Source organism: Intrasporangium flavum (assembly GCF_001956915.1).
GTDB classification, from domain to species: domain Bacteria; phylum Actinomycetota; class Actinomycetes; order Actinomycetales; family Dermatophilaceae; genus Monashia; species Monashia flava.
Genome location: NZ_MLJO01000006.1, coordinates 94,222 through 119,176, shown reverse-complemented (window position 1 = coordinate 119,176; position 24,955 = coordinate 94,222). Strand labels below are relative to the sequence as shown.

26 protein-coding genes are annotated in these 24,955 nt (G+C 73.1%); 22 read left to right on the top strand and 4 right to left on the bottom strand.

Annotated features, from left to right (window positions below):
• Positions 1-22 precede the first annotated feature (22 nt).
• Together BIV28_RS05930 and BIV28_RS05925 are read right to left on the bottom strand one after the other, a co-directional pair.
• A complete protein-coding gene (locus tag BIV28_RS05930; protein WP_076260143.1) occupies positions 23-715 on the bottom strand; it encodes an MBL fold metallo-hydrolase in 693 nt (230 codons plus the stop codon).
• 20 nt (positions 716-735) lie between these two features.
• Complete coding sequence (locus BIV28_RS05925; protein ID WP_242652788.1) at positions 736-1,197, bottom strand: SRPBCC family protein; 462 nt, start codon at positions 1,195-1,197, stop codon at positions 736-738.
• Between the two features lie 138 nt (positions 1,198-1,335).
• Here BIV28_RS05925 and BIV28_RS05920 point away from each other — a divergent pair, with 138 nt between their 5' ends.
• From BIV28_RS05920 to BIV28_RS05885, 8 genes are all read left to right on the top strand, one after another.
• Positions 1,336-2,721 (top strand): HNH endonuclease signature motif containing protein, encoded by a 1,386-nt coding sequence (locus BIV28_RS05920; RefSeq protein WP_076260142.1) that lies wholly within the window; start codon positions 1,336-1,338, stop codon positions 2,719-2,721.
• A gap of 102 nt (positions 2,722-2,823) precedes the next feature.
• Complete coding sequence (locus BIV28_RS05915; RefSeq protein ID WP_076260140.1) at positions 2,824-3,855, top strand: ABC transporter ATP-binding protein; 1,032 nt, start codon at positions 2,824-2,826, stop codon at positions 3,853-3,855.
• On the top strand, positions 3,852-4,598 hold the full coding sequence (locus tag BIV28_RS05910) for an ABC transporter permease (RefSeq protein WP_076260139.1): 747 nt from the start codon (positions 3,852-3,854) through the stop codon (positions 4,596-4,598). Before BIV28_RS05915 ends, BIV28_RS05910 begins: the two co-directional genes overlap by 4 nt.
• Entirely contained in the window at positions 4,595-5,740 is a 1,146-nt protein-coding gene (locus BIV28_RS05905; RefSeq protein ID WP_242652787.1) for a sensor histidine kinase, read from the top strand. The genes BIV28_RS05910 and BIV28_RS05905 overlap by 4 nt, the downstream gene beginning before the upstream one ends.
• A complete protein-coding gene (locus BIV28_RS05900; RefSeq protein WP_076260137.1) occupies positions 5,737-6,351 on the top strand; it encodes a response regulator transcription factor in 615 nt (204 codons plus the stop codon). Before BIV28_RS05905 ends, BIV28_RS05900 begins: the two co-directional genes overlap by 4 nt.
• Before the next feature lie 212 nt (positions 6,352-6,563).
• Positions 6,564-8,285 (top strand): phospholipase C, encoded by a 1,722-nt coding sequence (locus BIV28_RS05895; RefSeq protein ID WP_076260135.1) that lies wholly within the window; start codon positions 6,564-6,566, stop codon positions 8,283-8,285.
• 147 nt (positions 8,286-8,432) lie between these two features.
• Positions 8,433-8,813: a DUF805 domain-containing protein gene (locus tag BIV28_RS05890; RefSeq protein WP_076260133.1), complete on the top strand. Its 381-nt coding sequence runs from the start codon at positions 8,433-8,435 to the stop codon at positions 8,811-8,813.
• Positions 8,814-9,016: 203 nt separating this feature from the next.
• On the top strand, positions 9,017-9,436 hold the full coding sequence (locus BIV28_RS05885; RefSeq protein ID WP_076260132.1) for a YciI family protein: 420 nt from the start codon (positions 9,017-9,019) through the stop codon (positions 9,434-9,436).
• A gap of 6 nt (positions 9,437-9,442) precedes the next feature.
• Here BIV28_RS05885 and BIV28_RS05880 read toward each other — a convergent pair whose 3' ends face one another.
• Positions 9,443-10,174: an HdeD family acid-resistance protein gene (locus tag BIV28_RS05880; RefSeq protein ID WP_076260131.1), complete on the bottom strand. Its 732-nt coding sequence runs from the start codon at positions 10,172-10,174 to the stop codon at positions 9,443-9,445.
• Positions 10,175-10,322: 148 nt separating this feature from the next.
• On the opposite strand from BIV28_RS05880, the gene BIV28_RS05875 reads away from it, so the two are divergent.
• From BIV28_RS05875 to BIV28_RS05845, 7 genes are all read left to right on the top strand, one after another.
• Entirely contained in the window at positions 10,323-11,552 is a 1,230-nt protein-coding gene (locus BIV28_RS05875) for an ATP-grasp domain-containing protein (protein WP_076260129.1), read from the top strand.
• A gap of 6 nt (positions 11,553-11,558) precedes the next feature.
• Complete coding sequence (locus BIV28_RS05870; protein ID WP_076260127.1) at positions 11,559-12,500, top strand: Type 1 glutamine amidotransferase-like domain-containing protein; 942 nt, start codon at positions 11,559-11,561, stop codon at positions 12,498-12,500.
• The gene (locus BIV28_RS05865) at positions 12,497-13,648 is read left to right on the top strand and encodes an alpha/beta hydrolase (protein ID WP_076260126.1); all 1,152 of its coding nucleotides are present in this window, start codon (positions 12,497-12,499) and stop codon (positions 13,646-13,648) included. Before BIV28_RS05870 ends, BIV28_RS05865 begins: the two co-directional genes overlap by 4 nt.
• 52 nt (positions 13,649-13,700) lie before the next feature.
• Complete coding sequence (locus tag BIV28_RS05860; protein WP_076260124.1) at positions 13,701-14,426, top strand: esterase family protein; 726 nt, start codon at positions 13,701-13,703, stop codon at positions 14,424-14,426.
• A gap of 4 nt (positions 14,427-14,430) precedes the next feature.
• Entirely contained in the window at positions 14,431-15,213 is a 783-nt protein-coding gene (locus BIV28_RS05855; protein ID WP_242652786.1) for a glutamine amidotransferase, read from the top strand.
• 70 nt (positions 15,214-15,283) lie between these two features.
• Positions 15,284-15,997, top strand: a complete 714-nt coding sequence (locus tag BIV28_RS05850) for a hypothetical protein (RefSeq protein WP_076260123.1) — start codon at positions 15,284-15,286, stop codon at positions 15,995-15,997.
• A 37-nt stretch (positions 15,998-16,034) separates the two neighbouring features.
• Positions 16,035-16,376 carry a DUF2200 domain-containing protein gene (locus BIV28_RS05845; protein ID WP_076260121.1) on the top strand — a complete coding sequence of 114 codons (342 nt, stop codon included), beginning with the start codon at positions 16,035-16,037 and terminating at the stop codon, positions 16,374-16,376.
• Positions 16,377-16,400: 24 nt separating this feature from the next.
• On the opposite strand, the gene BIV28_RS05840 is transcribed toward BIV28_RS05845, so the two are convergent.
• The gene (locus BIV28_RS05840) at positions 16,401-16,919 is read right to left on the bottom strand and encodes a putative immunity protein (protein WP_207555802.1); all 519 of its coding nucleotides are present in this window, start codon (positions 16,917-16,919) and stop codon (positions 16,401-16,403) included.
• Positions 16,920-17,221: 302 nt separating this feature from the next.
• On the opposite strand from BIV28_RS05840, the gene BIV28_RS05835 reads away from it, so the two are divergent.
• The 7 genes from BIV28_RS05835 (at position 17,222) to BIV28_RS05805 (ending at position 24,937) form a co-directional block, all read left to right on the top strand.
• The gene (locus BIV28_RS05835; protein ID WP_076260120.1) at positions 17,222-18,511 is read left to right on the top strand and encodes an ABC transporter substrate-binding protein; all 1,290 of its coding nucleotides are present in this window, start codon (positions 17,222-17,224) and stop codon (positions 18,509-18,511) included.
• Positions 18,512-18,513: 2 nt separating this feature from the next.
• The gene (locus BIV28_RS05830) at positions 18,514-19,509 is read left to right on the top strand and encodes a carbohydrate ABC transporter permease (RefSeq protein ID WP_083707081.1); all 996 of its coding nucleotides are present in this window, start codon (positions 18,514-18,516) and stop codon (positions 19,507-19,509) included.
• The gene (locus tag BIV28_RS05825) at positions 19,502-20,368 is read left to right on the top strand and encodes a carbohydrate ABC transporter permease (RefSeq protein WP_076260118.1); all 867 of its coding nucleotides are present in this window, start codon (positions 19,502-19,504) and stop codon (positions 20,366-20,368) included. The genes BIV28_RS05830 and BIV28_RS05825 overlap by 8 nt, the downstream gene beginning before the upstream one ends.
• Before the next feature lie 35 nt (positions 20,369-20,403).
• Positions 20,404-21,651 carry a Gfo/Idh/MocA family protein gene (locus BIV28_RS05820; protein WP_083707076.1) on the top strand — a complete coding sequence of 416 codons (1,248 nt, stop codon included), beginning with the start codon at positions 20,404-20,406 and terminating at the stop codon, positions 21,649-21,651.
• Between the two features lie 104 nt (positions 21,652-21,755).
• Positions 21,756-22,169: a hypothetical protein gene (locus BIV28_RS19915; RefSeq protein WP_076260117.1), complete on the top strand. Its 414-nt coding sequence runs from the start codon at positions 21,756-21,758 to the stop codon at positions 22,167-22,169.
• Positions 22,170-22,300: 131 nt separating this feature from the next.
• Positions 22,301-24,208, top strand: a complete 1,908-nt coding sequence (locus BIV28_RS05810; protein ID WP_207555801.1) for an ABC transporter substrate-binding protein — start codon at positions 22,301-22,303, stop codon at positions 24,206-24,208.
• 45 nt (positions 24,209-24,253) lie between these two features.
• Positions 24,254-24,937 carry a nucleotidyltransferase family protein gene (locus tag BIV28_RS05805; protein ID WP_076260113.1) on the top strand — a complete coding sequence of 228 codons (684 nt, stop codon included), beginning with the start codon at positions 24,254-24,256 and terminating at the stop codon, positions 24,935-24,937.
• The last annotated feature ends 18 nt before the right edge of the window (positions 24,938-24,955 follow it).

The following is a 24,955-nucleotide window of genomic DNA, read 5'->3' as shown; positions in this document are numbered from 1 at the left end:
CGGATCCGCGGGTCTGGGAGTCTCAGGGCTCCCAGACGGCGGCGTCGTGCGCGAACACGACGCGACGCGGGTCGAGCTCGAGGATGCGGGCCATCCACGGGCTCGGCTCGGGCAGCGGCGGCTCGTGGCCGAGCGCTGCCTCCTGCGCGGCGAGGGCGTCGGCCGACCAGTCCGAGGCCGTGTCGTGCGACTGCCCGGCGAGCACGACGGTGCCGTCGTCGCACCGGAGCAGCACCGACTGGTGACCGTCGACGTGCCCGGGCGTCGGCAGCACGTGGACGCCCGGGGCCACCTCGGCCTCGCCGTCGAGCAGCTCGTAGCGGGCGCCCTCGAAGTCGACGAGCGCGTCGACGGTGTAGTCGCCGGCCCGGGCCGTCTCGAGCTCGCGGCGCTGGCAGAGGATCGGTCGACCGGCGAAGGCGGGGTTGCCGCCGATGTGGTCGAAGTGCAGGTGGCAGTTGACGACGATCGCGACGTCGTCGAGCGCGACGCCGACGGACGCCAGCGCGTCGGCCACGTGCACGCGTCGGGGCCGGTACCAGGCGTCGGTCTCCTCGTCGGCCTCGCCGAGCCCGGTGTCGAGCAGCAGCAGGCCCGCCGGCGTGCGCGCCAGGTAGCCGTACACGGCCTCGACGCGCGGGCTGCCGGTGCCGGTCTCCTCCGGCGGGCGCACGAACGTGCCGAGCCCGACCCGCACGACGTCGTCCACGCGCATGGCCCCACCCTAGGAGCGGGTCAGCTGCGGCGCAGCAGCTCGAGCAGGGTGCGTCGGTAGGCGCTCCGCGCGACCCGCGCCACGACCGCGTCGGCGACGGAGGGCACGCCGCGGACGCCGATGCGCTGCTTCCACGTGACGACGCAGCCGTCCGCCGTGGGGGCGACCCGCAGCGTGAGGTTCCCGGTGACCGCGCGGCCCTCCTTGCGCAGGTGCGCGACGCCGGGGTCGTGCCCGGTGGGCGGCGTGTACGCCTCGACGACCATGGCGTCGTCGACGGCGAGCGGTCCGACGCCGGTGCGGGCGACGAACCGGGCGCCCGGCGCCAGGCTCGCGGCGTCCAGCGCGTCCCCGCGGACCGTCGTCAGGGGGATGACCTCGCTGTGCGCGCGCAGGTCGAGGATGCGGCGCCACGCCTCGGCGGCGGGCAGCGACGACACGATGGTCACCTCGAACCGGGCCATGCCGCCAGTGTTGCGCATGGAGGCGTCCGATGTTCGGAGGCCACGGGGAGCAGGAATCGGCGGGGAGGGTATGGATCCACGAAACGGACTGCGGTCCAACGGAATTGGCTGTGGACAAGCCTGCCGTCAGCATTCGAACACCTGTACGATAAGGGTATGTCGCAAGCAGTGATCGAGCAGGACTGGGACCTCGTGGCGTCCTTGGCCGCCGACCTGCACGACGCCCACGCCCGGCTCGTCGACGCCGTGGCGGTAGCACTGGTGGAGGGGTCCTGGATGGCGGCCGGGATCCGGTCGCCGGAGCACTGGCTGGTGGTCCGGGCCGGGCTGTCGCGGGGGCATGCGGCGGCGGTGGTGCTGATGGCGCGGCGGGCCGGTGAGCTGCCGTCGACGGCGGCGGCGCTGCGGGCGGGGCGGATCAGCCTGGATCAGGCCGCGGTCGTGGCCCGGCACGCCCCGGCGGCGTTCGATGCGACGGTGGCCGAGTTCGCCCAGCACGCCACGGTGCCGCAGCTGCAGCGGTCGGTCGCCCGCTACGACTTCACCCTCGAACCGCGGACCTTCGACGAGGAGGGTGAGCTGCTGCCCGCCGAGCGCGACCGGGACGCGAAGCCGGAGGTCGTCGAGCCGGCGTCGCTGTCGATGGGGGTCGATGATGACGGGCGGTTCCGGCTGCGGTACGACGCCCCGGCGGAGGTCGGGGAGCTCGTGAGGGCCGCGCTCGCCGAGGCCAAGGACGCCCTGTTCCACAGCGTCACCGACACCACCCACACCGGTGAGGGCGACGACGCGCAGCACCAGCACGACCCCTACGCCGACCCGGCCACGACACCCGGCCCGAGACGCGTCACCTGGGCCGATGCCCTCGTCCTGCTCGCGACCCGCTCGCTCGATGCCGCCGGCACTGACAGCACCGCGGTCGGAGGCTCCGGCGGCAACGGGTCGGCACGGCGGGCCCGGTACCGGGTCCAGGTCCACCTCGACACCAACGGCGGGTGGCTCACCGCCGGATCCCGCCTGCCCCGCCACCTCGTCGACGGGCTCACCTGCGACGGCACCCTGACCCCGGTCTGGGAGACCGAGGGGCATGCGGTCAACGTCGGCCGCACCCATCGCGTCGTCCCGCACCGCACCCGGGTCCTCGTGCTCGACCGCGATCGCGGCTGCCGGTTCCCCGGCTGCCCGGTCAGCGCTGCCGACTACCTGGAGGTGCACCACCGGGTGCACTGGCGCGACGGTGGCCTGACCGATCTCGCGAACCTGCTGTGCCTGTGCACCTTCCACCACGACAGCCACCACCGCGGCGAGTTCACCATCGCCGGCGACCCCACCCGAGCGGACGGGCTCGTGTTCGAGACCCGCCAGGGCTGGCTCATCGGCCCACCCGGAAGACCACCAGAGCCAATCCTTGATCCCCCACCCGGCGGGCAACGTCGGCCACGCCCCCGCCTCGGGCGCACCTACCCCGCCCCGACCGGCGGCACCCTGCACCTGCACCTCGTCGACCTGACGCCTGCGCGCTCGCAGGTCATGCGGACCTGAACGCGATCCGAGTCGGATCCGACCGCGAGATGACAGGTGTCATGGCGAGGTCATGACCTTCGCCGCTGACGGCGGCCACCCCGGCGCGTCAGGCTGGGTGCCATGACCAGGGACACCACCTCCGCGACGAGCGGGACCAGGGCGTCGGGGGCCGGCAGCGCCGCCCCCGCGATCCTCCTGCGCGACCTCGTGCGCACCTTCCACCCCCTCCGCGGCTCGGCCGACACCGAGGTCCGCGCCGTCGACGGCATCGACCTGCGCGTCGAGCAGGGCGAGGTCGTCGCCTTCCTCGGCCCGAACGGCGCCGGCAAGACGACGACCCTCGACATGGTGCTCGGCCTCACCGAGGCGACGAGCGGCACCGTCGAGGTCTTCGGCCGCCGCCCCCGCGCCGCCGTCGTCGAGGGCCAGGTGTCGGCGGTGCTGCAGACCGGCGGGCTGCTGCGCGACCTCACGGTGCGCGAGACGGTCCGGATGATCGCCTCGACCTATCGGGCGCACGCCCCCGTCGACGACGTCATCGCCCGGGCCGGCCTGGCCGGGCTCGCCGACCGGAGGGTCTCCAAGTGCTCCGGCGGCGAGCAGCAGCGCCTGCGATTCGCCCTGGCCCTGCTGCCCGACCCGCGGCTGCTCATCCTCGACGAGCCCACCGCCGGCATGGACGTCACGGCCCGCCGCGACTTCTGGGACACGATGCACGCCGACGCCGACGCCGGCCGCACCGTCGTCTTCGCGACGCACTACCTCGAGGAGGCCGACGCCTTCGCCGACCGCATCGTCCTCATCGCGCAGGGCCGCATCGTCGCCGACGGCACGACCGCCGAGATCCGGGCCCAGGCCACCGGGCGCACCGTGTCGGCAGCCCTGCCGGCGTCGACGCTGGCGGCGTCGGTCGAGCGGCTCCGCGCGCTCGACGGCGTCCGCTCCGTGCAGGAGCGCGGCTCGCGCGTCGTCGTGTCGGCCGTCGACTCCGACGCCGTGGCCCGCCTGCTGCTCGTCGAGCTGGGCGGCACCGAGCTCGAGATCCGCAGCGCCGGCCTCGAGGAGGCCTTCATGGCCCTGACCGGCGACACTGGTGCCGACGGCGCCGCCACCCCGACCCCGAACGACCGTCCGCAGGAGCTCGTCCGATGAACGCCACCTTCACGCTGCTCGAGATGCGCCGCATCACGCGCGACTGGTCCGCGATGTTCTTCACTGCCGGCCTGCCCGCGTTCTTCTACCTCATCTTCGGCGCGACGGTCGACGCCAAGGGCCAGGACATCGGCAACGGCAACGTCGCCATGTACGTCATGATCTCGATGGCGGCCTACGGCGCCGTCACGGCCACGACGAGCATCGGCGGCAACGCCGCCGTCGAGCGGGTCCAGGGCTGGGGCCGCCAGCTCGGCCTGACGCCGCTCGCCGACTCCTCCTACATCGCCATGAAGGCCGTCATCGCGATGACCGTGGCCGCCGTGCCGGTCCTCATCACCTACCTGCTCGGCGCCGCGACCGGGGCCAGGGGGTCGGCGTCCGCGTGGGCGGTCAGCGCCCTGCTGACGCTCGCCGGCTCGGCCGTCTTCGCCCTGTACGGGCTCGTCATCGGCACCGCGTTCCGGTCCGAGGCGTCGGTCGGTGCCGCGGCGGGCACGCTCGTCATCTTCGCCTTCCTCGGCAACCTCTTCATCCCGCTGTCCGGGGCGCTGCTCACCTTCGCCAAGTTCACGCCGCTCTACGGCTACGCGGCGCTGGCCCGCTACCCGCTCACCGAGGGCTACCTGCCCGACGGCACGCAGGACCCGCTGTGGCTGCCGATCGCCAACGTCGTCGTGTGGGCGCTCGTCTTCGGCGGCCTGGCCACCTGGTTCGTCCGCCGCGGGCGGGAGCGCCAGTGACGCCACGCCGGGCGTCCAGGCGCCGCGTCCCGGCCACCCGGCCCGACCTCGCGTCGGGCCGGGTGGCCGAGTCGAACCCGTGGGAGAAGTGGGGCTGGATCGTCCAGTCGGTCTGGCTCGTCTTCCTCGTCTTCCCCGTCATCTCGATCCTCACCGGTCACCTGCCCGCCTGGCAGGTCGCCCTCGGCCTCGTCGTCACGGCTGCCTTCGGCGCCGTGTACGCCCGGGGGGCCGTCCACCTCGCGGCCCTCGAGAGGAGGTGCGAGCCGTCCTACCGGCTCGGTGCCCTCTACGTCGGCGGGCTCGTGGCCTGCATGGCCGTCATGGCGTTCGTCATCGGTGCCGACGCCGTCAGCTACCTGCCCTTCGTCGTGTCGTTCGCGATGTTCGCGCTGCCGCGGCTCGTGGCGCTCGCGGTGGCCGTGCTCACCGTGGCCGCCGCGGTGCTCGTCGCCGTGTTCAGCGACGGCGAGGAGGGCCAGTGGGTGGTGGCGACCATCGTCTTCGCCGTGGCCGCCATGACGGCCGGGGTCCGGCTGATGAGCGACCGGGGCCGTGAGTACGAGTCCATGTCACGCGAGCTGGCCCTCGTGGAGGAGCGCGAGCGGGTCGCCCGCGACGTGCACGACGTGCTCGGCCACTCGCTCACCGTCGTCACCGTCAAGGCCGAGCTCGCCGAGCGCCTCGTCGACCTCGACCCCGAGCGGGCCCGCGCGGAGCTCGCCGAGATCCAGGCGCTGAGCCGGCAGGCGCTCGCCGAGATCCGCGCGACCGTCGGCGGGCTACGGGCCGCGCGCCTCGACGCCGAGCTCGACTCCGCGAGAACCGCGCTCGCCGGTGCCGGCATCGAGGGCCACGTGCCCACCGACCACGCCACCGTCGACCCGCGGCACCGCACCGTGCTCGCCTGGGTGCTGCGCGAGGCCATGACGAACGTCGTGCGGCACAGCGACGCCGACGCCTGCTGGGTCGAGCTCGACTCGAACCGGCTCACCGTCCGCGACGACGGCCGCGGCCTCGAGGACCGCCCCGAGGGCAACGGCATCCGCGGCATCCGTGAGAGGGTCGAGGCCGCCGGCGGCCGGCTCTCGCTCGCCACCGGACCGGAAGGACACGGGACCGTGCTGGAGGTGACGCTGTGAGCGACCAGATCAAGGTGCTGCTCGCCGACGACCAGGCCCTCGTGCGCGGGGCGCTCGCCGCGCTGCTCGCGCTCGAGAGCGACCTCGAGGTCGTCGCCGAGGTCGGCCGCGGCGACGAGGTCGTCGACGCCGCGCGCACGTCGGGCGCGCAGGTCTGCCTCCTCGACATCGAGATGCCCGGGCAGGACGGCATCGCGGCCGCGGCGGCCGTGCGCGACTCGCTCCCCGGCGTCCGGACGCTCGTCGTCACGACGTTCGGCCGTCCCGGCTACCTGCGCCGCGCCCTCGAGGCGGGGGCCTCCGGCTTCGTCGTCAAGGACACCCCGGCGCGCCAGCTCGCCGAGGCGGTCCGACGCGTCCACGCCGGGCTGCGCGTCGTCGACCCGTCGCTGGCCACCGAGTCGCTCGTCGACGGCGCGAACCCGCTGACCGAGCGCGAGCGCGAGGTGCTCACCGTGGCCCTGCGCGGGGGCACCGTCGCCGCCATCGCCGGCCTCGTCCACCTGTCGCCGGGCACCGTGCGCAACCACCTCTCCTCGGCCATCGGCAAGACCGGCACGTCGACGCGCGCCGAGGCCGCCCGCGTCGCCCAGGAGCGCGGCTGGCTCTAGCCGAGGCTGGACGCTCCCTCGGCGTCCCTTGGGCCCCGGCTGGGAGTACGGCAAAGGGCGGACGCGCACCCGGGAAACACTTCGCAAACTCCGCGGACGTCGGCTCCCGGAGGGGCGTCCAGGGCCCGACGCGTGGCTAGCGTGCCTGACGCGGCCGGGCTCGCCGACCGGGTCGCCTTCGGCACCACCCCTGTCGTCCAAGGAGATCCACCATGTCCCGACCCTCCCGCCTGGCCCTGGCCGGCGGCGCGGTGAGCGCCCTCGCGGTGTCCGCCCTCGCCCTCGGCAGCGTCTCGGCCGCCGGCGCCGCCACGGCGTCCGTGCCCGCCCCGGCCTCGCACGGCTCCAGCACGTCGACGCCGATCAAGCACGTCGTCGTCATCTTCGGCGAGAACATCTCGTTCGACCACTACTTCGCCACCTACCCGCACGCCGCCAACCGGTCCGGCGAGACGCTGCAGGGCACCACGACCCCGGCGCCCGCCTTCCACGCGGCCCCGAACACCCCGCGGCGCATCGCGACGCTGGCCCACGACGGCCTGCTCGCGCCTGGAAACCCGAACGCCGCCCAGCCGACGCGCCTCAGCCCGGGCCAGGCCGTGACCTGCGACCAGGACCACACGTACACCAACGAGCAGAAGGCCTTCGACGCCGGCGCGATGGACAGGTTCGTCGAGTACGTCAGCAAGGACACGTGCAAGCCGGGCCGCTACGCCACGCCCGGGCTGACGATGGACTACTACGACGGCAACACCGTCACCGCGATGTGGAACTACGCGCAGCACTACGCGATGAGCGACAACTCCTACAGCACGACGTTCGGCCCCAGCTCGCCCGGCGCCATCAACCTCGTGTCCGGCCAGACCCACGGCGTGCGCGAGTACACGGCCGCGAGCGACCCGGCCCACCCGACGCCGGTCGTGCCCACCGCGAGCGACTACACGGTCCGCGTCCCCGACGCCAACGGTGTCGGCACCATGACGAACGACCCCGACCCGGTCTACGACGACTGCTCCAACAGCAGCCACACGAGCACCAACACGCTGGCCGGCATGCAGGACTCGAACAAGAACGTCGGCGACCTGCTCAACGCCAAGGGCGTCTCGTGGGGCTGGTTCCAGGGCGGCTTCCGACCGACGACGGCGGCCGACCCCGCCACCGGCGCCCCGGCGGCCTGCCTGGCCACGCACACCAACGTCGCCGGCATCAGCTCGACCGACTACAACCCGCACCACGAGCCGTTCCAGTACTACGCCTCGACGGCCAACCCGCACCACCTCGCGCCGGCCTCGACCGCCGAGATCGGCCACGCGGGCTCGGCCAACCACCAGTACGACCTCACCGACTTTGACCGGGTCGTCGGCACCGACCGGATGCCGGCCGTCTCCTTCCTCAAGGCCGCGAACTACCAGGACGGCCACGCCGACTACTCCGACCCGGTCGACGAGCAGCGGTTCGTCGTCAAGGAGATCAACGCGATCCAGCAGTCGCCGAGCTGGAAGGACACCGCGATCGTCCTGGCCTACGACGACTCCGACGGCTGGTACGACCACCGCGCCGCCACGCTCACCAACGCCTCGAACAGCCCCGACGACGCGGCACTCTGCACCGCGGCCGCCGCGTCGGGCGTGCCCGTCGAGGGCGGCTACCAGGACCGCTGCGGCCCCGGCCCGCGCCAGCCGCTGCTCGTCGTCTCGCCCTACGCGCGGACGAACTTCGTCGACCACACGCAGACCGACCAGGCCTCGATCCTGAGGTTCATCGAGGACAACTGGGGCACCGGCCCGGTCGGCGACCACTCCGCCGACGCGCGCGCGGGCTCGCTCGAGCACCTCTTCCGGTTCGAGTCGGCCCGGGCGCCGAAGGTCCTGCTCGACGCCTCGGACGGCACGGTGGCGTCCGTCGAGCCGGCACGCGGCCCGTCGCACGACTGACCGTCCTGACCGCACCCGCCGACCGGGCCCGAGTTCGTGATGGATTCGTGTCCGGTCGGTGCGGCGCGCATCGCCCCACGCAGGGGTCCGGGACCGCTACAGTCCGCTCGCGCGAATCCGCGTCCACTGAAACACAGGGAGCCTCACATGGACTGGTACACCAAGGTGCTCAAGAACTACGTCGGGTTCTCCGGCCGGGCACGCCGCACGGAGTACTGGATGTTCACGCTCGTCAACGTCATCATCGGCGGCGTCCTCAACGTCCTGTACAACGTCACGCACTCGTCGATCTTCTACGTGCTCTACGTGCTCTACTTCCTCGCGGTCCTGCTGCCCAGCATCGCCGTCGGCATCCGCCGCCTGCACGACACGAACCGCACGGGCTGGTGGCTGCTCATCGGTCTCGTCCCGTTCGTCGGCGCGATCGTCCTCATCGTCTTCTTCGCGACCGAGGGCAACCGCGGCGCCAACCAGTACGGCGAGGACCCCAAGGCCCTCGAGGCCGGCGCCTCCCCGGCGACCGCCTGACGCGTCACCGCAGCACCGTCACGACGCCGTCCACCTCGGGTGGGCGGCGTCGCGGCGTCTGCACGGTCCTTCGGCCATCGAACGGCCGGCTCGGTCGACACCGGGTGTCGAGGTCGGTCCGTGCCGTTCGACGTCGTGGTGGAGGCTGGGACCGACCGATCCCGACCAGACCCGACCTGACCGACCCGACCTGAGGAGAACCCATGCGCTACCTGCTCATCCACCGCCTCGACGAGACCCGCCCCGAGGCGTGGAACCCGAGCCCCGAGTTCATCGACAGGATGGGCGCGTTCATGACCGAGTGCGCCGAGTCCGGCATCCTGCTCGCCGCCGAGGGCGTCCACCGCAGCGACGAGGGCGCCATGATCAGCAAGCGGTCCGGGGGCACCCCGTCGGTCACCGACGGACCGTTCACCGAGGCGCGCGAGGTCGTCGGCGGGTTCGCCGTCATCGACGTGGCCTCCCGGCAGGAGGCCGTCGAGCTCGGCACCCGCTTCGCCGACCTGTTCCCCGAGGTGTCCGTCGAGGTGAGGCGCGTCATGGAGTTCGAGGACCTGCCCGCCGACATCCAGGAGCAGCAGGGCTCGCACGTCATCGACGCGGCGCAGGGGCACCGCGACTGACGCGCGTCAGGCAGGCGCCGCGGGTGGCGCCGGCGGCGCGGCGGTGGGCGTCGAGGGTCCCGCCGCGCCGGCTGCCCGCCGCGACAGGAACACGGTGACGAGGTCGGCGACCCCGACGACGACGAGCAGGATGCCGGCGAGGCGGGTCAGCAGCACGAGCGAGGACCCGGGGAAGATCGCGACGGCGAGCCCGGCGAGCACTCCGATGACGCCGCAGACGACGAGGAAGACCTTGGCGCCCGTCGAGCGGTCCGACCCGAAGCCGTGGGCGATGGCCGCGATGCCCTCGGCCACCCAGCCGACGGCGATGAAGATCGCGATGACGAGCAGCGACGTGCCGGGCCGGAAGAGGCAGATGACGCCGGCCACGACGGAGAGGACGCCGAGGGCCATCGACAGCGGCCGGAGCCAGCCGGGCTCGCGCGGCAGGTCGCGGCTCAGGGCGAGCCGGACCGCGCCGGCGATGATGAGCTGCAGGCCGAAGGTGATGGCGACGACGAGCAAGGTCGCCGAGGGCCAGGCCAGCACGAGGATGCCGAGGACGACGGACAGGATGCCGACGGCGACGAGTGCCGTGCGCCAGCTGCCCTGGTCCGGCTCGGCCCAGCCTGCGGCGAGGGCGGCCTCGCGGCGCGTGCGCGGTGGCGTCGGCGCGTCGTCGGGGGCCGGCGTCATGGGATCGCCGGTGGGCGCGGCGTCCGGGTCCGGTGACGTGGCGTCGGGAACGGTGCTCGACATGCTTCCTCCTGAGGGCGAGGTGCGCTCCGAGTACGACAGCACCAGTGTCGTCCCGGGCCGCCGCCGTGCGTGCCGTTTTCGCCCATGACCCGCCGGCCCCCGCCTCGAGCCGTGGCGCCCCTCCGCCCGGCCCGATAGCGTCGGGCTCGTGAACATCATCTTCGTGGAGCCGTCGTTCCCGGCCAACCAGCGTCGCTTCGTGCAGGCGCTGGCCGCCGTCGGGGCGAACGTCTACGGCATCGGCGAGTCGGAGGAGGGGCACCTGGGCGACGACGTCCTCGGTGCCCTGCGCGGGTACTACCGCGTCGGCTCGGTCACCGACGTCGGGCAGATGGTCGACGCCGTGCGCTTCTTCCAGGACCGGGTCTGGATCGACGCGCTCGAGGCCGTCGTCGAGGCGCACACGATGCCCGCCGCGCAGGTGCGCGAGGCCTGCGGCATCCCGGGCACGAGCGTCCGCACGACGTGGCTGTGCCGCGACAAGCCGTCGATGAAGGACGCGCTCCGCGAGGCCGGCGTGCCCACTGCGGCCAGCGCAGCGGTCGACTCCGCCGCGGAGGCAAGGGAGTTCGCCGAACGGGTCGGCTACCCGCTCATCCTCAAGCCGCGCGCCGGTGCAGGCGCGCAGGGCACGACGCGCGTCGACGACGACCGCGAGCTCGAGGCCGCGCTCGGCGCGTTCGGGGCCGAGGGGTCCGCGTCGATCGCGATCGAGGAGTTCGTCGAGGGGCACGAGGGCTTCTACGACACCATCACCGTCGGCGGCGAGGTCGTGCACGACTGGGCCACCCACTACTACCCCAACGTCCTCGAGGCGATGCGGCACCGCTGGATCTCCCCGGAGTTCGTCACGACCAACCGCATCGACGAGCCGGGCAACACCTTCTACGCCGAGGTCCGCGAGCTCGGCCGGCGCGTCATCAAGGCCCTCGGCATCGAGACCTCCGCCACCCACATGGAGTGGTTCTACGGGCCGAAGGGCTTGCGCTTCAGCGAGATCGGCTGCCGCCCGCCCGGTGTCGGTGCCTGGGACCTCTACTCGGCGGCCAACGAGGTCGACGTCTACCGCGAGTGGGCGCACGTCATCACGCACGGCCGGCCCGAGCAGCCCATGCGGCGCACGTACTCGGCCGGCATCGTGGCGCTGCGCCCCGACCACGACGGCACCATCCAGGGCTACTCCGGCATCGACGAGATCCAGGCGCGCTACGGCGAGTGGGTCATCGACGGCCACTTCCCGCCGCAGGGCACCGGCACCCAGCCCGTCGAGGCCGGGTACATGGCCAACGCGTGGGTGCGGGTGCGCCACCCCGACTACGACACGACCCGCGCCGTGCTCGACGACGTCGGGCGCACCATCCGCGTCCACGCGGGCTGAGCGCTCGTGCCGGAGACCATCCTGCTCGGACCCCAGCGCTTCACCACGACGGTGCAGCCGGTCGTCCGGTCCCTCGACGTGCCCGGGCGCGTCGCCTTCACCAACGCCGGCTGGGAGGAGCGCGAGGCCGACGACGGCGAGCTGAACGGCCTGCTCGACGAGCGCGGGGTCAACCTGCGCCTGCACCACCGGATGATCGACGTGCTGACCAAGGACGACCGCGTCGCGGCCGCGGCCCTCGCCTTCCGCGACCGGCAGGACGAGCTGCGCACCTTCTACGGCATCCGGCTGCAGAGCGCCGTCGACGCCGTGCACGCGGTGGCCCACCGCACGTCGCTGCACGGCGTGGGGCCGGTCGCCGTCGACGCCGCGATCGAGGCGGTCCGCGAGGTCGACCGCTGGTACGAGGCCGAGCTGGCCGAGCTCTACGCGTCGACGTTCGCACGCAGCCCGCGCGAGGAGAGCGGGCTCATCGGCTGGCACCGCGGCGAGATCAACGCCGTGCTCGACGAGTGCGCGGCCCTCGTCGTCGCCGGCGGCAACGTGCGGACGCTGCTGCGCACCCTGCGCCTCTTCGACGTGGCGCCCCGGCCCGGGCAGCACGTCGTCGCCTGGTCGGCCGGCGCCATGGTCCTCACCGACCGCGTCGTGCTCTTCCACGACCACACCCCGCACGGCGTCACGGCCGCCGAGGTCCACGACGCCGGGCTCGGACGTGTCCCGGGCGTGCTCGTGCTGCCGCACGCCCGGCGTCGGTTGCGGCTCGAGGACCACGAGCGGATGACGGTCCTGGCCCGGCGCTTCCCCGAGCACCGGCTCGTGCTCCTCGACGACGGCGCCGTCGTGCGCCTGGGGTCCGAGGGCGACGGCGGCGGCTCGGCGGCGCTGCCGAAGGGCACCCGCTACCTCGACGCCACCGGCCGCGTCGCCGTCGAGGGGGCCGCATGAGCCCCCCGACCCGCCTCGCCATCAACGGCCTGCGCGACCGGCTGCCCCTCGACGGCCCGGCCATCGACCGGTTCATCGCGCGCTGGGGCTGCCCCATCGTCGAGGGCGAGCGCGCCACCTTCCTCTACCGCGGCGACGTCGACGAGGCGTGGATCCGCCACCGCGTCGTCGGGCTGCCGGACCCGTTGCCGCTCAAGCGGATCGGCGAGTCCGACCTCTGGGCCGTCACGACCGTGCTGCCCGAGGGTTCGCGCGTCGAGTACCAGGTGGAGATCCGCAAGGGCGAGCACCACGAGCGCTTCAACGACCCCCTCAACCCGCGGCTGGCGCACAGCCCGATGGGCTCGTCGTCGGTGTGCGCGGCCGTCGGCTACCGGGTTCCCGACTGGGTGGCGTTCGACCCCGAGGCTCGCCCGGGCACGCTCGTCGAGGAGGTCGTGCGCAGCCGGGCCCTGCGTCGCGACCAGCCTGTCCAGATCTACCTGCCGGCCCGGTTCAACCGGGCCCAGCGCTACCCGCTGCTCGTCGTCCACGACGGCAGCGACTACCTCCAGTACGCGGCGATGAAGACGGTCCTCGACAACCTCGTCCACCGCCTCGACGTCGACCCGCTCGTCGTGGCCTTCGTACCGCCGCGCGACCGGCTCAAGGAGTACCCGAACCACGCGCCGCACGCCCGGTTCGTCGCCCGCGAGCTCGTGCCGCTGCTCACCGAGCGCCTCCCGCTGCTCGACGCCCCCGAGGCCCGCTGCCTCATGGGCTCCTCGTTCGGCGGCATCGCCTCGCTGTCGACGGCGGTGCGCTACCCGGGGCTCTTCGGCTCGCTCGTGCTGCAGTCCGCCTCGCTCGTCTTCACCGACATCGGGTTCGACCACGGCGGCGGCCCGGCGTTCGACCCGGTCGTGAAGTTCGTCAACCGCTACCGCGCCAAGCCGACCGCGGTCGTCGACCGCATCCACATGTCGTGCGGCGTCTACGAGCCCCTCATCACACCCAACCGGTCGATGGTCCCGGTGTTCCGGCACGCCGGCATGCAGGTGCGCTACACCGAGGCCCGCGACGGCCACAACTGGGAGAACTGGCGCGACCGGCTCGGCGACGCGCTCGCGTGGGTCTTCCCGGGGCCGCAGAAGTACGTCTACGAGTGACCGACCCGAGTGACCGACCCGAGTGACCGACCCGAGCTGAGGAGCTGACCCGATGAAGGTGACCGACCGCTGGTACTCCGACCGGCTGGAGCAGGACATCACCGTGGCCCGCTGGGGCACGTGGGGCACGCCGGTCCTGCTCTTCCCGACGGCCGGCGGTGACGCCGAGGAGGTCGAGCGCCACAAGCTCGTAGCCCACCTCATGCCGCTCGTCGACGCCGGCCGCGCCAAGGTCTACTCGTGCGACAGCGTCGCCGGCAAGGCGATGGCCGAGCGCCAGGGCTCCACCGAGTACCGGATGGCCCTCTTCAACGCCTTCCACGACGCCGTCGCCTCAGAGGTCATCCCGGCGATCCACTCCGACAGCGGCGGCCCGATGCGCGTCGTCGTCGCGGGCGCGTCGATCGGGGCCTTCAACGCCCTCGCCCTCGTGTGCCGCTACCCGCACCTCGTCGACGCCGCGGTCTGCATGAGCGGCACGTACTCCATCGAGAAGTTCATCGGCGGGCGCTTCACCGAGGACCTCTACTACAGCTCGCCGCTGCACTTCCTGCCCGGCCTCGAGGGCCCCGCCCTCGACCTGCTGCGCCGCCGGATGATCGTGCTGGCCTCGGGCAGCGGGAGGTGGGAGGACGTCGGCGAGGCGTGGGCGGTCGCGGACGTCCTCGGCGCCAAGGGGATCCCGAACCGCGTCGACGACTGGGGCCCGGCCTACGACCACGACTGGCCGACGTGGTGGGCGATGCTGCCGACCTACCTCGACGACCTGCTGCCCTGACGCCGTGGCGCCCGAGACCACGACCCCGACCACGACGCCGACCCCGCCCGACACGTCCGGCCTGCCCTTCCTGCTTCTCACGTCGCGCGTCGCCGACGCGCTCGCCGCCCAGGAGCGCGAGGCCTTCGGCCGCCTCACCGGGCTGCCCGACCGACGCGTCGTGCACGTCCGCATGGAGCAGGGCCCCTTCACCCCGCTCGACGCGTCGGCGTACGCGGGCGTCGTCCTCGGTGGCAGCCCGTACACCGTCACCGACCCGGAGGCGCAGAAGTCGCCCGAGCAGCGACGCGTCGAGGCCGAGCTGACGGTGTTCCTGCGCGGTCTCGTCGACGACGGGGTGCCCTACCTCGGCCTCTGCTACGGCATCGGCGCCACGGGCCTGGCCCTCGGTGGTGTCGTCGACCGCACGTACGGCGAACCGGTCGGAACGACGACCGTCCGGGTCACCGACGCCGGCCGCGACGACCCGCTCTTCGCCGGCCTGCCCGAGGTGTTCACGGCCTTCGTCGGCCACAAGGAGGCGTGCAGCGAGCTGCCGACCGGTGCGGTCCTGCTCGCGACGAGCGACCCGTGCCCGGTGCAGGCCTACCGAGTCGGCGAGCGGGCGTGGGTCACCCAGTTCCACCCCGAGCTCGAGCTCGACACGCTCGTCGAGCGCATCCACGCCTACGCCCACCACGGCTACTTCCGGCCCGAGGAGAAGGACGACCTCATCGCGTCGGTCCAGGCCGCCGACGTCGAGGCCGCCCACGACGTGCTCCGCGCCTTCGTCCGCACCTTCGGCTGACCGCCGCCGTTGCATGAACCTGCACCCGGAAACGCGTGCCCTCGGTCACCCGGTGTCCTACGTTCGGTCCATGTCGGCGCCGACGTCCCAGCCCACCCGTGCCTCCCACGGCGGGCTCGTCGACGGCCTCGGCCGGGCGGCGCTCGTCGTCCTCGCCGTGGCGGTGGCCGTGGCCCTCGGGCTCCTCGGCACGCACCACGCCCCGCTCTCGGAGCTGCGCACGGCGATCGAGACCGGCCAGGTGCACGAGGTCCGCGTCGCCGGCACCCTGCCCCCGGGGGCGTCGGGCTACAGCACCGCCTACGTGCGCTGGTCCGAGGGCGGGTTCGAACGGCTCACCACCGTGCGGCAGGTCAGCAGCCCGGAGGTCGACACGGCGGATGCGTCGGCGGTGCCGGACCAGGTCGTCGGCAGCATCGAGGCCCACTTGCGCGAGGTCCAGGGCGGTGGCGTGCTCCGCATCACCCGCGACGGCTCGGCCCAGCCGACCGGCGGCTCGCTCCTCGGCATCGAGGTGCCGTCGTGGGTCGTGGGCGGGGCGATGCTCGTGTGGGTGCTCTCGCTCCTCCTGCTCGTCGCGGGACCGGAGCCCTCGCGGGCCACCCGGTGGGGCTGGTTCTGGCTCCTCGTCAGCACCCTCGCCCCGCTGACCATCGTGCTGTTCCTCCTGCTCGGCGAGCCGACGCATCGTGGGTTGGGCGGCGGCGGGCGCAGCCGGTTCGGCGGTGTCAGGGCCTTCGTCCTCATGCTGCTCGTCGGCGGCTTCGTCTGGTCCGCGCGGTAGCGGCCCGCCCGACGGGGGTGCTGGCTACCCTCGAGGGATGAGCCGGATCTTCACCACGAGCGTCGCGTCGGTGTACCCCCTCTACGTCGCCAAGGCCGAGCGCAAGGGGCGCACGCAGGACGAGGTCGACGAGGTCATCGAGTGGCTCACCGGCTTCGACGACGCCCGGCTGCGTGAGCACCTCGACGCCGGCACGACCTTCGAGGACTTCTTCGCCGACGCCCACCTCAACCCCAACGCGTCGCTCATCACCGGCAGCGTCTGCGGCGTCCGCGTGCAGGACGTCGAGGACCCGCTCATGCAGAAGATCCGCTACCTCGACAAGCTCGTCGACGAGCTGGCCAAGGGCAAGGCCATGGAGAAGGTCCTGCGCGCCTGAGGTGCCTGAAATGATCGACGGCGCTCAGTCGTCGAAGGTGTTCCAGCAGATCGGGCTGCGCAGGCGCTGGTCGTCCAGCACGAGCGCGCGGATCGCGTCGGGCAGCTGCTCGCGCTGCCAGTCGCGCTCGCGCAGCCGCGCCTCCTCCGCGTCGTGGGCCGGGACCGCCGCCGAGGCCGCCCGGATCGCGTAGGCGGCCGCACCCAGCTCGTGCGCGGCGACGTGCGCCACGGCCACCGCCTGTCCGGCCGCCAGCGCCGTGAAGCGGGCCGGGTCGGGCAGCCCCTTGCCGGCCGCGTTGGCCGGGAAGGCCGCGTTGTGCGCCACGGTCATCGGCACCTCGCCGCGGATCCAGCGGCGGGCGATCTCGAGGGCCTCGTGCACCCGGGCGTCGCCCGTGCCGGCGGCCTCGAACAGCGGGAGCACGTGCTCGGCGCACCTGAGTGCCCACTCGGCGAGCAGCCGGTGGTCGTCGTCGGTCAGGGTGCCGCCGCGACGGATCGTGACGAAGCGGGGGTCGCGCGGCATCGGCAGGATCGGCACCCGCCCATTCTCGCCCGGGAGTCGTCCGGATGGTGGACGGACGTCTCGCGAGACGGACTCACCGCGCGGATTCCGTTGCATCGCAGCCGAACCCGCATCCTCGCGCGGGCGACCGACCGGCCCCGGGGCAGCCCGCAGGAACCCGTGGCGCCGGCCGGGCCGGCGGCGCCGGGCTCACCCTCGAGCCGGGCTCCACGGATTGACACGTGATCGAATGTGCTCGATTGTAGTCCCGCCCACGCACAATCGAGCGAAACGACGTGGGTTGCCCGACGAAGTGCACCCCGTCCGAGGAGACGCCCATGCGCATCCCGCGCCGAACGTCCACGCTGGCCGCCACGGCCCTGCTCCCCCTGGCCGCGCTGGCCCTGACCGCCTGCGGCAGCACCGGCGGCTCCGGCTCGGCCGGCCCCGAGAACGGGCCGGTCACCCTCTCGTACGGCATCTGGGACAGGAACCAGGTGCCGGCGATGCAGAAGATCGCCGACGAGTTCCACGCCGCCAACCCGAACGTCACCGTGAAGCTGCAGGTGACGCCGTTCAAGCAGTACTTCACGACGCTGCAGACCGCGGCCGCCGGCGGCGGGGCCCCCGACGTCTTCTGGATGAACGGCCCGAACGTCAAGCTCTACGCCTCCAACCAGCAGCTGCTGCCCCTCGACCAGACGATCAGCACCGGCAAGCTCGACCTCGCCAAGTACCCCAAGGCGCTCGTCGACCTCTACTCCTACGGCGGCAAGACCTACGGCATCCCGAAGGACTTCGACACCGTCGGCGTCTGGTACAACAAGGCGCTCTTCGACGCCAAGAAGCTGCCCTACCCCAAGGACGACTGGACCTGGGCCGACTTCCAGTCCGCCGCCCGAGCCCTCACCGACAAGTCCAAGGGCGTCTGGGGCGCCGCGGCGCCCGTCGAGGACCAGTCCGGCTTCTACGACACCATCCCCTCGGCCGGCGGCCAGGTCATCGACGCCGCCGGCACCACGAGCGGGTTCGGCTCGCCCGAGGCGCTGCAGGGCATCGAGTTCTGGACCTCCCTCGTGAAGGACGGCGCCTCCCCGACCGTCCAGCAGATGACCGACACGAGCCCCGGCGACCTGTTCAAGGCCGGCAAGGTCGCGATGTACTGGAACGGCTCGTGGGCCGCGGTCGAGTACAACGACGTGCCCGAGCTCAAGCAGACCGTCAACGTCGCCCCCGTGCCGAAGGGCCCCAAGGGCCAGATCTCGGTCATCCACGGCCTCGGCAACGTCATCTACGCCAAGACCAAGCACCAGGACGCGGCGCAGAAGTTCGTCGCCTTCCTCGGCGGCGAGCGTGCCGCGCAGATCCAGGCCGAGGCCGGCGCCGTCATCCCCGCCTACGAGGGCACCCAGCAGGCGTGGGTCAAGGCGATGCCGCAGTTCAACCTCAAGGCCTACCTCGACGAGGTGCCGAACGCCGTGCCGTACCCGGCCTCGAAGAACACGAAGGTCTGGACGACGCTGCAGACCGACATCCTCACCAAGGTGTGGAACGGGCAGGTCGACGCCGCCACCGGCCTGAAGGACCTCGCCACGCAGATGGACGCGGCGCTCGCCAAGGAGCAGTGACCGTGGCCTCCGGTACGGCCACCGCCACGAGCGGGGCCACCGCCGTCCGGACCGAGCCGGGGAGCCGGGCCACGAGCCCGGCCCCCGGCCGCCCGGCCCCGAGCCGCCGGCGGGCGTCGGCGAAGCGGCGCAACGACCTCTTCTGGGCGGCCGTCTTCATCACCCCGACGCTGCTCGGCCTGCTCGTCTTCTACCTGTGGCCGGTCGTGCGCACCCTGCTCATCTCCTTCACCGAGACCGGCCCGTTCGGCGGTTCGCAGTGGGTCGGGCTCGACAACTACGCGCAGCTCTTCGGTGACGCGCGCCTGTGGGAGACCCTCCTCAACACGCTGAAGTTCACCGTCGTCGCCCTGCTCGGCATCCCGATCGCCCTCGTCGTCGCGGCGCTCCTGTCGACCGAGGGCCTGCGGGGCGTCAAGGTCTACCGCGTCCTCTACTTCCTGCCCGTCGTCACGATGCCGGCCGCCGTCGGCCTCATCTGGCGCACCCTCTACAACGGCGACGTCGGCGTCATCAACGCCATGCTGCACGTCGTCGGGATCCAGGGCACCAACTGGCTCTCGAACCCCGACACCGCGCTCTACGCCATCGCCGCCGTCGGCATCTGGCTCGGCCTCGGTACGCAGGTCGTCATCTTCCTCGCCGCCATCCAGGGCGTGCCGAAGGAGCTGTACGAGGCGGCCGCGCTCGACGGCGCCGGACGCGTCCGGCAGTTCTGGTCGATCACGCTGCCGACGATCAGCCCGAGCGTCTTCTTCATCTCGGTGCTGTCCGTCATCGGTGCCCTGCAGACCTTCGACCTCATCTTCGTCATGAGCGGGCCGACCAACCCCGCGTACCCGCAGACCGAGACGATCGTCGCGCAGTTCTACCAGCGCGGCTTCGTCGAGAACCAGCAGGGCTACGCCGCGGCGATCGCCCTCGTCATCCTCGTGATCATCGTCGCCGTGACCGCGTTGCAGTTCCGCCTCCAGAAGAAGTGGGTGCACTATGTCTGACGTCGCCACCCGTGTCCCCGCGCCCAAGGCGTCGGGAAAGCCTTTGCGGCGCAAGCACGTCGGCGTCCACGTCGTGCTGATCCTCGGCGCCGTCGTCATGGTCGGGCCGTTCTTCTGGGAGGTCATGACCTCGCTGAAGACCCTCGGCGAGACGATGACCGTGCCGCCGACGGTCTTCCCGAAGCACGCGCAGTGGTCGAACTACGGCAAGGTCTTCGACACGCTCCCGTTCGGGCAGATGTTCTGGAACAGCACCCTGCAGACCGTCGGACGCGTCCTCGGCCAGCTCGTGCTGTGCTCGATGGCCGGCTACGCCTTCGCGCGCTTCGAGTTCCGCGGTCGCGGCCTGCTCTTCGGGCTGTTCCTGTCGGTCCTCATGGTGCCGAGCCAGCTGTTCCTGCTGCCGCAGTACGAGATCATCTCCGGCCTCGGCTGGCTCAACTCGATCCAGGCGCTCGTCGTGCCCGGCCTCTTCAGCGCCTTCGGCACCTTCCTGCTGCGCCAGTTCTTCCTCACCCTCCCGCGCGAGCTCGAGGAGGCCGCCCGCCTCGACGGCGCCAACCACTGGCAGATCTTCACCCGCGTCATGCTGCCGCTGGCCCGCCCCGGGCTCGTGGCGCTCGCCGTCCTCGACGTGCTGTGGAGCTGGAACGACCTCATGTGGCCCCTCGTCGTCAACAACGACCCGACGAAGATGCCGCTGTCGGTCGGGCTCGCCTCCCTCATCGGCCAGTTCACCGTCGACACGACGACGCTCATGGCCGGTTCGGTCCTCGCGACGCTGCCCGTCCTCGTCCTCTTCATCGCCCTGCAGCGCCAGTTCATCCAGGGCATCGCGTTCAGCGGCTCCAAGGGCTGAGACCCTCGTACCAGACCCGTGAAAGGTGACCCCTCATGACCACGACGACGCCGGCCCCGACGCCCTCCCCGGGCGCCTCGACGCCCGACCCGACCGGCACGGCCGACCTGCGCCTCGCCATCATCGGCTTCGGCCTGCGCGCGAGCCTCGCGAAGTACGCGCACCGCCCCGGCGAGGGCAGCCGCGTCACCGTCGTGTGCGACGCCGCCGAGCGCGGGCGCCGCGACGCCGCCGAGCGCGTCGAGGGCGTCCGCCTCGTCGGGAGCGTCGACGAGCTGCTGAGCCCCGAGGTGCGGGCCGAGGTCGACGCCGTCCTCGTCCTGACGCCCGACCACCTCCACGCCGAACACGCGGTGCGCACCCTCGAGGCCGGGCTGCCGACGTTCGTCGAGAAGCCGCTCGCCACGACGGTCGAGGACGCCGACCGCATCCTCGCCGCCGCCGCGCGCACCCGCACCAGGCTCTACGTCGGGCACAACATGCGCCACATGCCGGTGGTCCGCGCCATGCGCGCCGTCATCGAGGCGGGCACGATCGGCGAGGTCAAGGCGGTCTGGTGCCGCCACTTCGTCTCGGCCGGCGGCGACTACTACTTCAAGGACTGGCACGCCGACCGCTCCAACACCACGGGCCTGCTCCTGCAGAAGGGCGCCCACGACATCGACGTCATCCACTGGCTCGCCGGCGCCTACACGCGTCGCGTCGCGGCCGTCGGCGACCTCGCCGTCTACGGCGACATCGCCGACCGTCGCGACAACTCCGACCGCCGGATGGCCGACTGGTACTCGCTCGAGAACTGGCCGCCCACCGAGCAGCGCGAACTGCACCCCGTCGTCGACATCGAGGACATCTCGATGGCCAACCTCGTGCTCGACGGCGGCGTCCTCGCCAGCTACCAGCAGTGCCACTTCACGCCGGACTACTGGCGCAACTACACCGTCATCGGCACGAAGGGCCGGCTCGAGAACTTCGGCGACGGCCCCGGCGCGGTCGTCAAGGTGTGGACGCGTCGCACCGACAGCTACCGCGAGGACGCCGACGAGGTGCTCGAGATCCCGCCGGCCGACACCACCGGCCACGGCGGCGCCGACCCGCTCCTCGTGGCCGAGTTCGTGCGGTTCGCCCGCGACGGCGGCCCGACGATGACCTCGCCGGTGGCGGCCCGCGAGGCCGTGGCGGCCGCGGTGTGCGCGACGTCGTCGCTGCGCTCGGGCGGTGGAGCGGTCGACGTGCCGCCGGTCGCGGACGACGTCGCCGCGTGGTTCGCCGCGGGCCAGTCCTGACGCGCCGGCGCCGGACCGTCGGCCGTATCAGGAGCGCTGCCGCGGGGCTCTGACCCGGGAGGCCCGTTCGAGGGGCGGGCCCGGCTCCCCAAGGAACGTGCCCCATGAGCGTCACCGACGTCTTCCCGCTCATCAAGGTCCCCGACGCGTGGCCCGTGTCGGTCGTCGCGACGCTCGCGATGGTGTGCCTCGCCGGCCTCGACCTCGCCGGGGCCGTCTTCGCCAAGGAGTGGGCGAGCCACGGCAGCGTGCGGGCCCTCGTCCTCGGCGTCGGTGCGTTCCTCGTGCTCTTCTGGGTGTACGCGTCGTCGCTGCGCTACGCCGAGCTGGCGCTCGTGACGATGGGCTGGGTCGTCATGCTCCAGGTCGGGCTCGTGCTCGTGGACCGGTGGCGGTACGGGGTCGAGCTGCCCGCGGGCAAGTGGGTGGCCATCGCCGTCGTGCTCGTCGCGCAGGCCTACCTCGTGCTCGCCCCGAGCGCGGAATCGGGAGGCGTCGCGGCGGGTGGGGCCGGATAGACTCGCCGGACGGCCCCGGGCGTCGTCAGGCAGGCGCGACCCCGGCAGGCACCGTCCACCGACCCGTCCGTGCCGGCACCTGCGCGCAGGTACCCGCACGCGTCGGCCCCTCGAGCAGCGAAGGAACCCCCGTGCGTCGACGTGTCGCCCGTCAGGTGGCGATCGCTGCCGTCGGGGCGGCGACGCTCCTCGCGTCCGCCTGCACCGACGCCTCGCCCGGCGGCGCCGGCGCGACGACCGGCGGCACGCCCGTCGCGCGGGCCACGACGCCCGCCCCGGCACCGACGCCGCGCGCCCCTCTCGTCGTCGACACCGTCTTCGACCACGCGACGCTCGACCCGACCCGCCAGTTCGACCGCAGCGGCCTGCTCGTGTCCAAGGCGGTCTACCAGACGCTCACCGACCTCGACGCCACCGACCCGACCAAGGTCGTGCCCGGCATCGCCGAGTACACGCTCTCGCCCGAGGGCAAGTGGCTGACGATGCGCCTGCGCAAGGGCCTCGTCTTCTCCGACGGCACCCCGGTCACGACCGACGACGTCGTCTTCACGCTCCAGCGGGCACAGGGCCTGGGCGGCACGGCGGCGGCCGTCCTCGGCACCGTCAACATCGTCAAGGTCGACGACCGCACCTTCACCCTCAGCTCGCCGCGCTCGAACTTCGCGCTGCCGGCGGTCCTCGCCAACCCGGCCTTCGGCATCCTCAACTCGGCGGCCGTCAAGGCCAACGGCGGCACCGTCGGCCCCGGCGACACCGCGGCCCGGTACCTGTCGACGCACTCGGCGGGCTCGGGGCCCTACGTGCTGACCGGCGCCACGACGAACCGGGTCACCCTGGCGGCCAACCCGGCCTGGACCGGTGCCTCGCCCGCGTTCGGCGAGGTCGTGCTGCGCGACGTCGCGCCCAAGGACCAGGTCGGCGACGTCCGCGCCGGCCGCGCCGACGTCGCCCTCGACCTCTCGCCCGCGCAGGCCGCCGCCCTGACCGCGAGCGCGATGGCGACCAGCACGCCGACGTCGGCCGGCACCGGTGGCCCCGCCGCGTCGTCGTCGGGCACGGCGACCCCGACCGGAACGGCAACCGCGTCCGGCGCCGCCTCTGCCGGCGGCCCGGGCTCGGTCGCCGTCACGGCGTCCGACTCCTCGACGCTCGCGTTCCTGTCGCTGTCGCGCAACCCGCGGGTCAACCGCTGGACCGCGAACACCGCCTTCGTCGAGGCGGTCCGCAAGGGCCTCGACGTCGAGGCCCTGGCCCGCGTCGCGGGCGATGCCCACCCGGCCGCGGGTCTCGTGCCCTCGGGCATCGTCGGCTCGCTCGAGGACGGCGCCGTCCCGACGGTCCCGCCCACGCCGACGCGTACCGGCACGCCGTCGTCGACCGGCACCCCCTCGCCGGCGACCAGCGCGCCGACGACCGGCTCCCCGGGCACCGGTACGCCGCTGCCCGGGTCCACCAGCGCCACCGGCACCTTCCCGCCGCCGACGGCCGTGCCCACCGCGCCACCGCGCGACCTCGCCGGCGCGCGCGCCGCCCTCAGGCGCTCCGGCTACCGGGGCGAGCCGGTCCGCCTCACCTACGCGGTCGACGTGCCGATCGCCGGCATCCAGCGCAGCACCATCGCGAACGCGGTGCGGGGCCAGCTGGCCTCGGTAGGCATCCGCGTCGTCCTCGACCCGCAGCCCTCGTCCACGGCGCTCGCGTCCTACCGCTCCGGGCGCAGCGCCTTCAGCCTGTGGAGCTGGAGCCCCGACTACCCGGACCCCGAGAACTACCTCGCCTTCGCGCCCGGCGAGCTCGTGGGCCAGCGCGCCGGCTGGCAGCGCGGCGAGGACGCCCTCGTCGACGAGCTCACCGAGGCCGCCCGCGCGTCGGTCGGCGACGACCGCTCCGGCGCGTACGCCGCGTGGCAGGTGGCGATGAACGAGCGGGGGCCGTTCGTGCCGCTCCTGCAGCCGATGAACCACATCGCCACCGGGCCGCGGGTGCACCAGGTCCCCGCCAACCCGGTGTGGACCGTCGACCTCGCTGCCGTGTCCTGACGCGTCGGCACCCGCGAGGCCGACGCGTCCCGTAGCGTCGGCGTCATGAGCACCGTCCCGCACGTGCGCGGGCTGCTCCTCGCGGCCGGAGCCGGCCGCCGGATGGGCGGCCCCAAGGCGCTCGTGCGCCGCTCGCCCGACGAGCCGACGTTCGTCGAGCGCGGCGTCGAGGTGCTGCACGCCGGCGGCTGCCGCGGGGTCACGGTCGTCGTCGGGGCCGCGGCCGAGGAGGTCGCCGCGATCGTCGACCGCCTCGGTCACGACGTCGACGTCGTGCACTGCCCGGACTGGCACGAGGGCATGGGCGCCTCGCTCCGCGCCGGGCTGGGCGCCCTGACCCGCACCGCCCACGAGGGCGACGCCGGCGTCGACGCCGTGCTCGTCAGCCTCGTCGACCTGCCCGACCTGACCCCCGAGGTGGTCGCCCGCGTCCTCGCCGGGGGCGCCGAGACCGAGGCTGGCTCCACGGTCGAGGCGGGCCCCCCGGCCGGGGCCGGGGACCCCGAGGAGCAGCGCCGGTCGGTCCTGCGCCGGGCCTGCTACCACGGCACGCCGGGCCACCCGGCCCTCATCGGCCGGGCGCACTGGGCCGGAGTCGTGGCGACGGCCACCGGCGACAACGGCGCCCGCGACCACTTCCGCACCCACCCGCACGAGCTCGTCGAGTGCGGCGACCTCGCCACGGGCCGCGACGTCGACACCCCCGCCGAGCTCGACGGCTCGCACTGAGGGCTCGCGCTTCCGTGG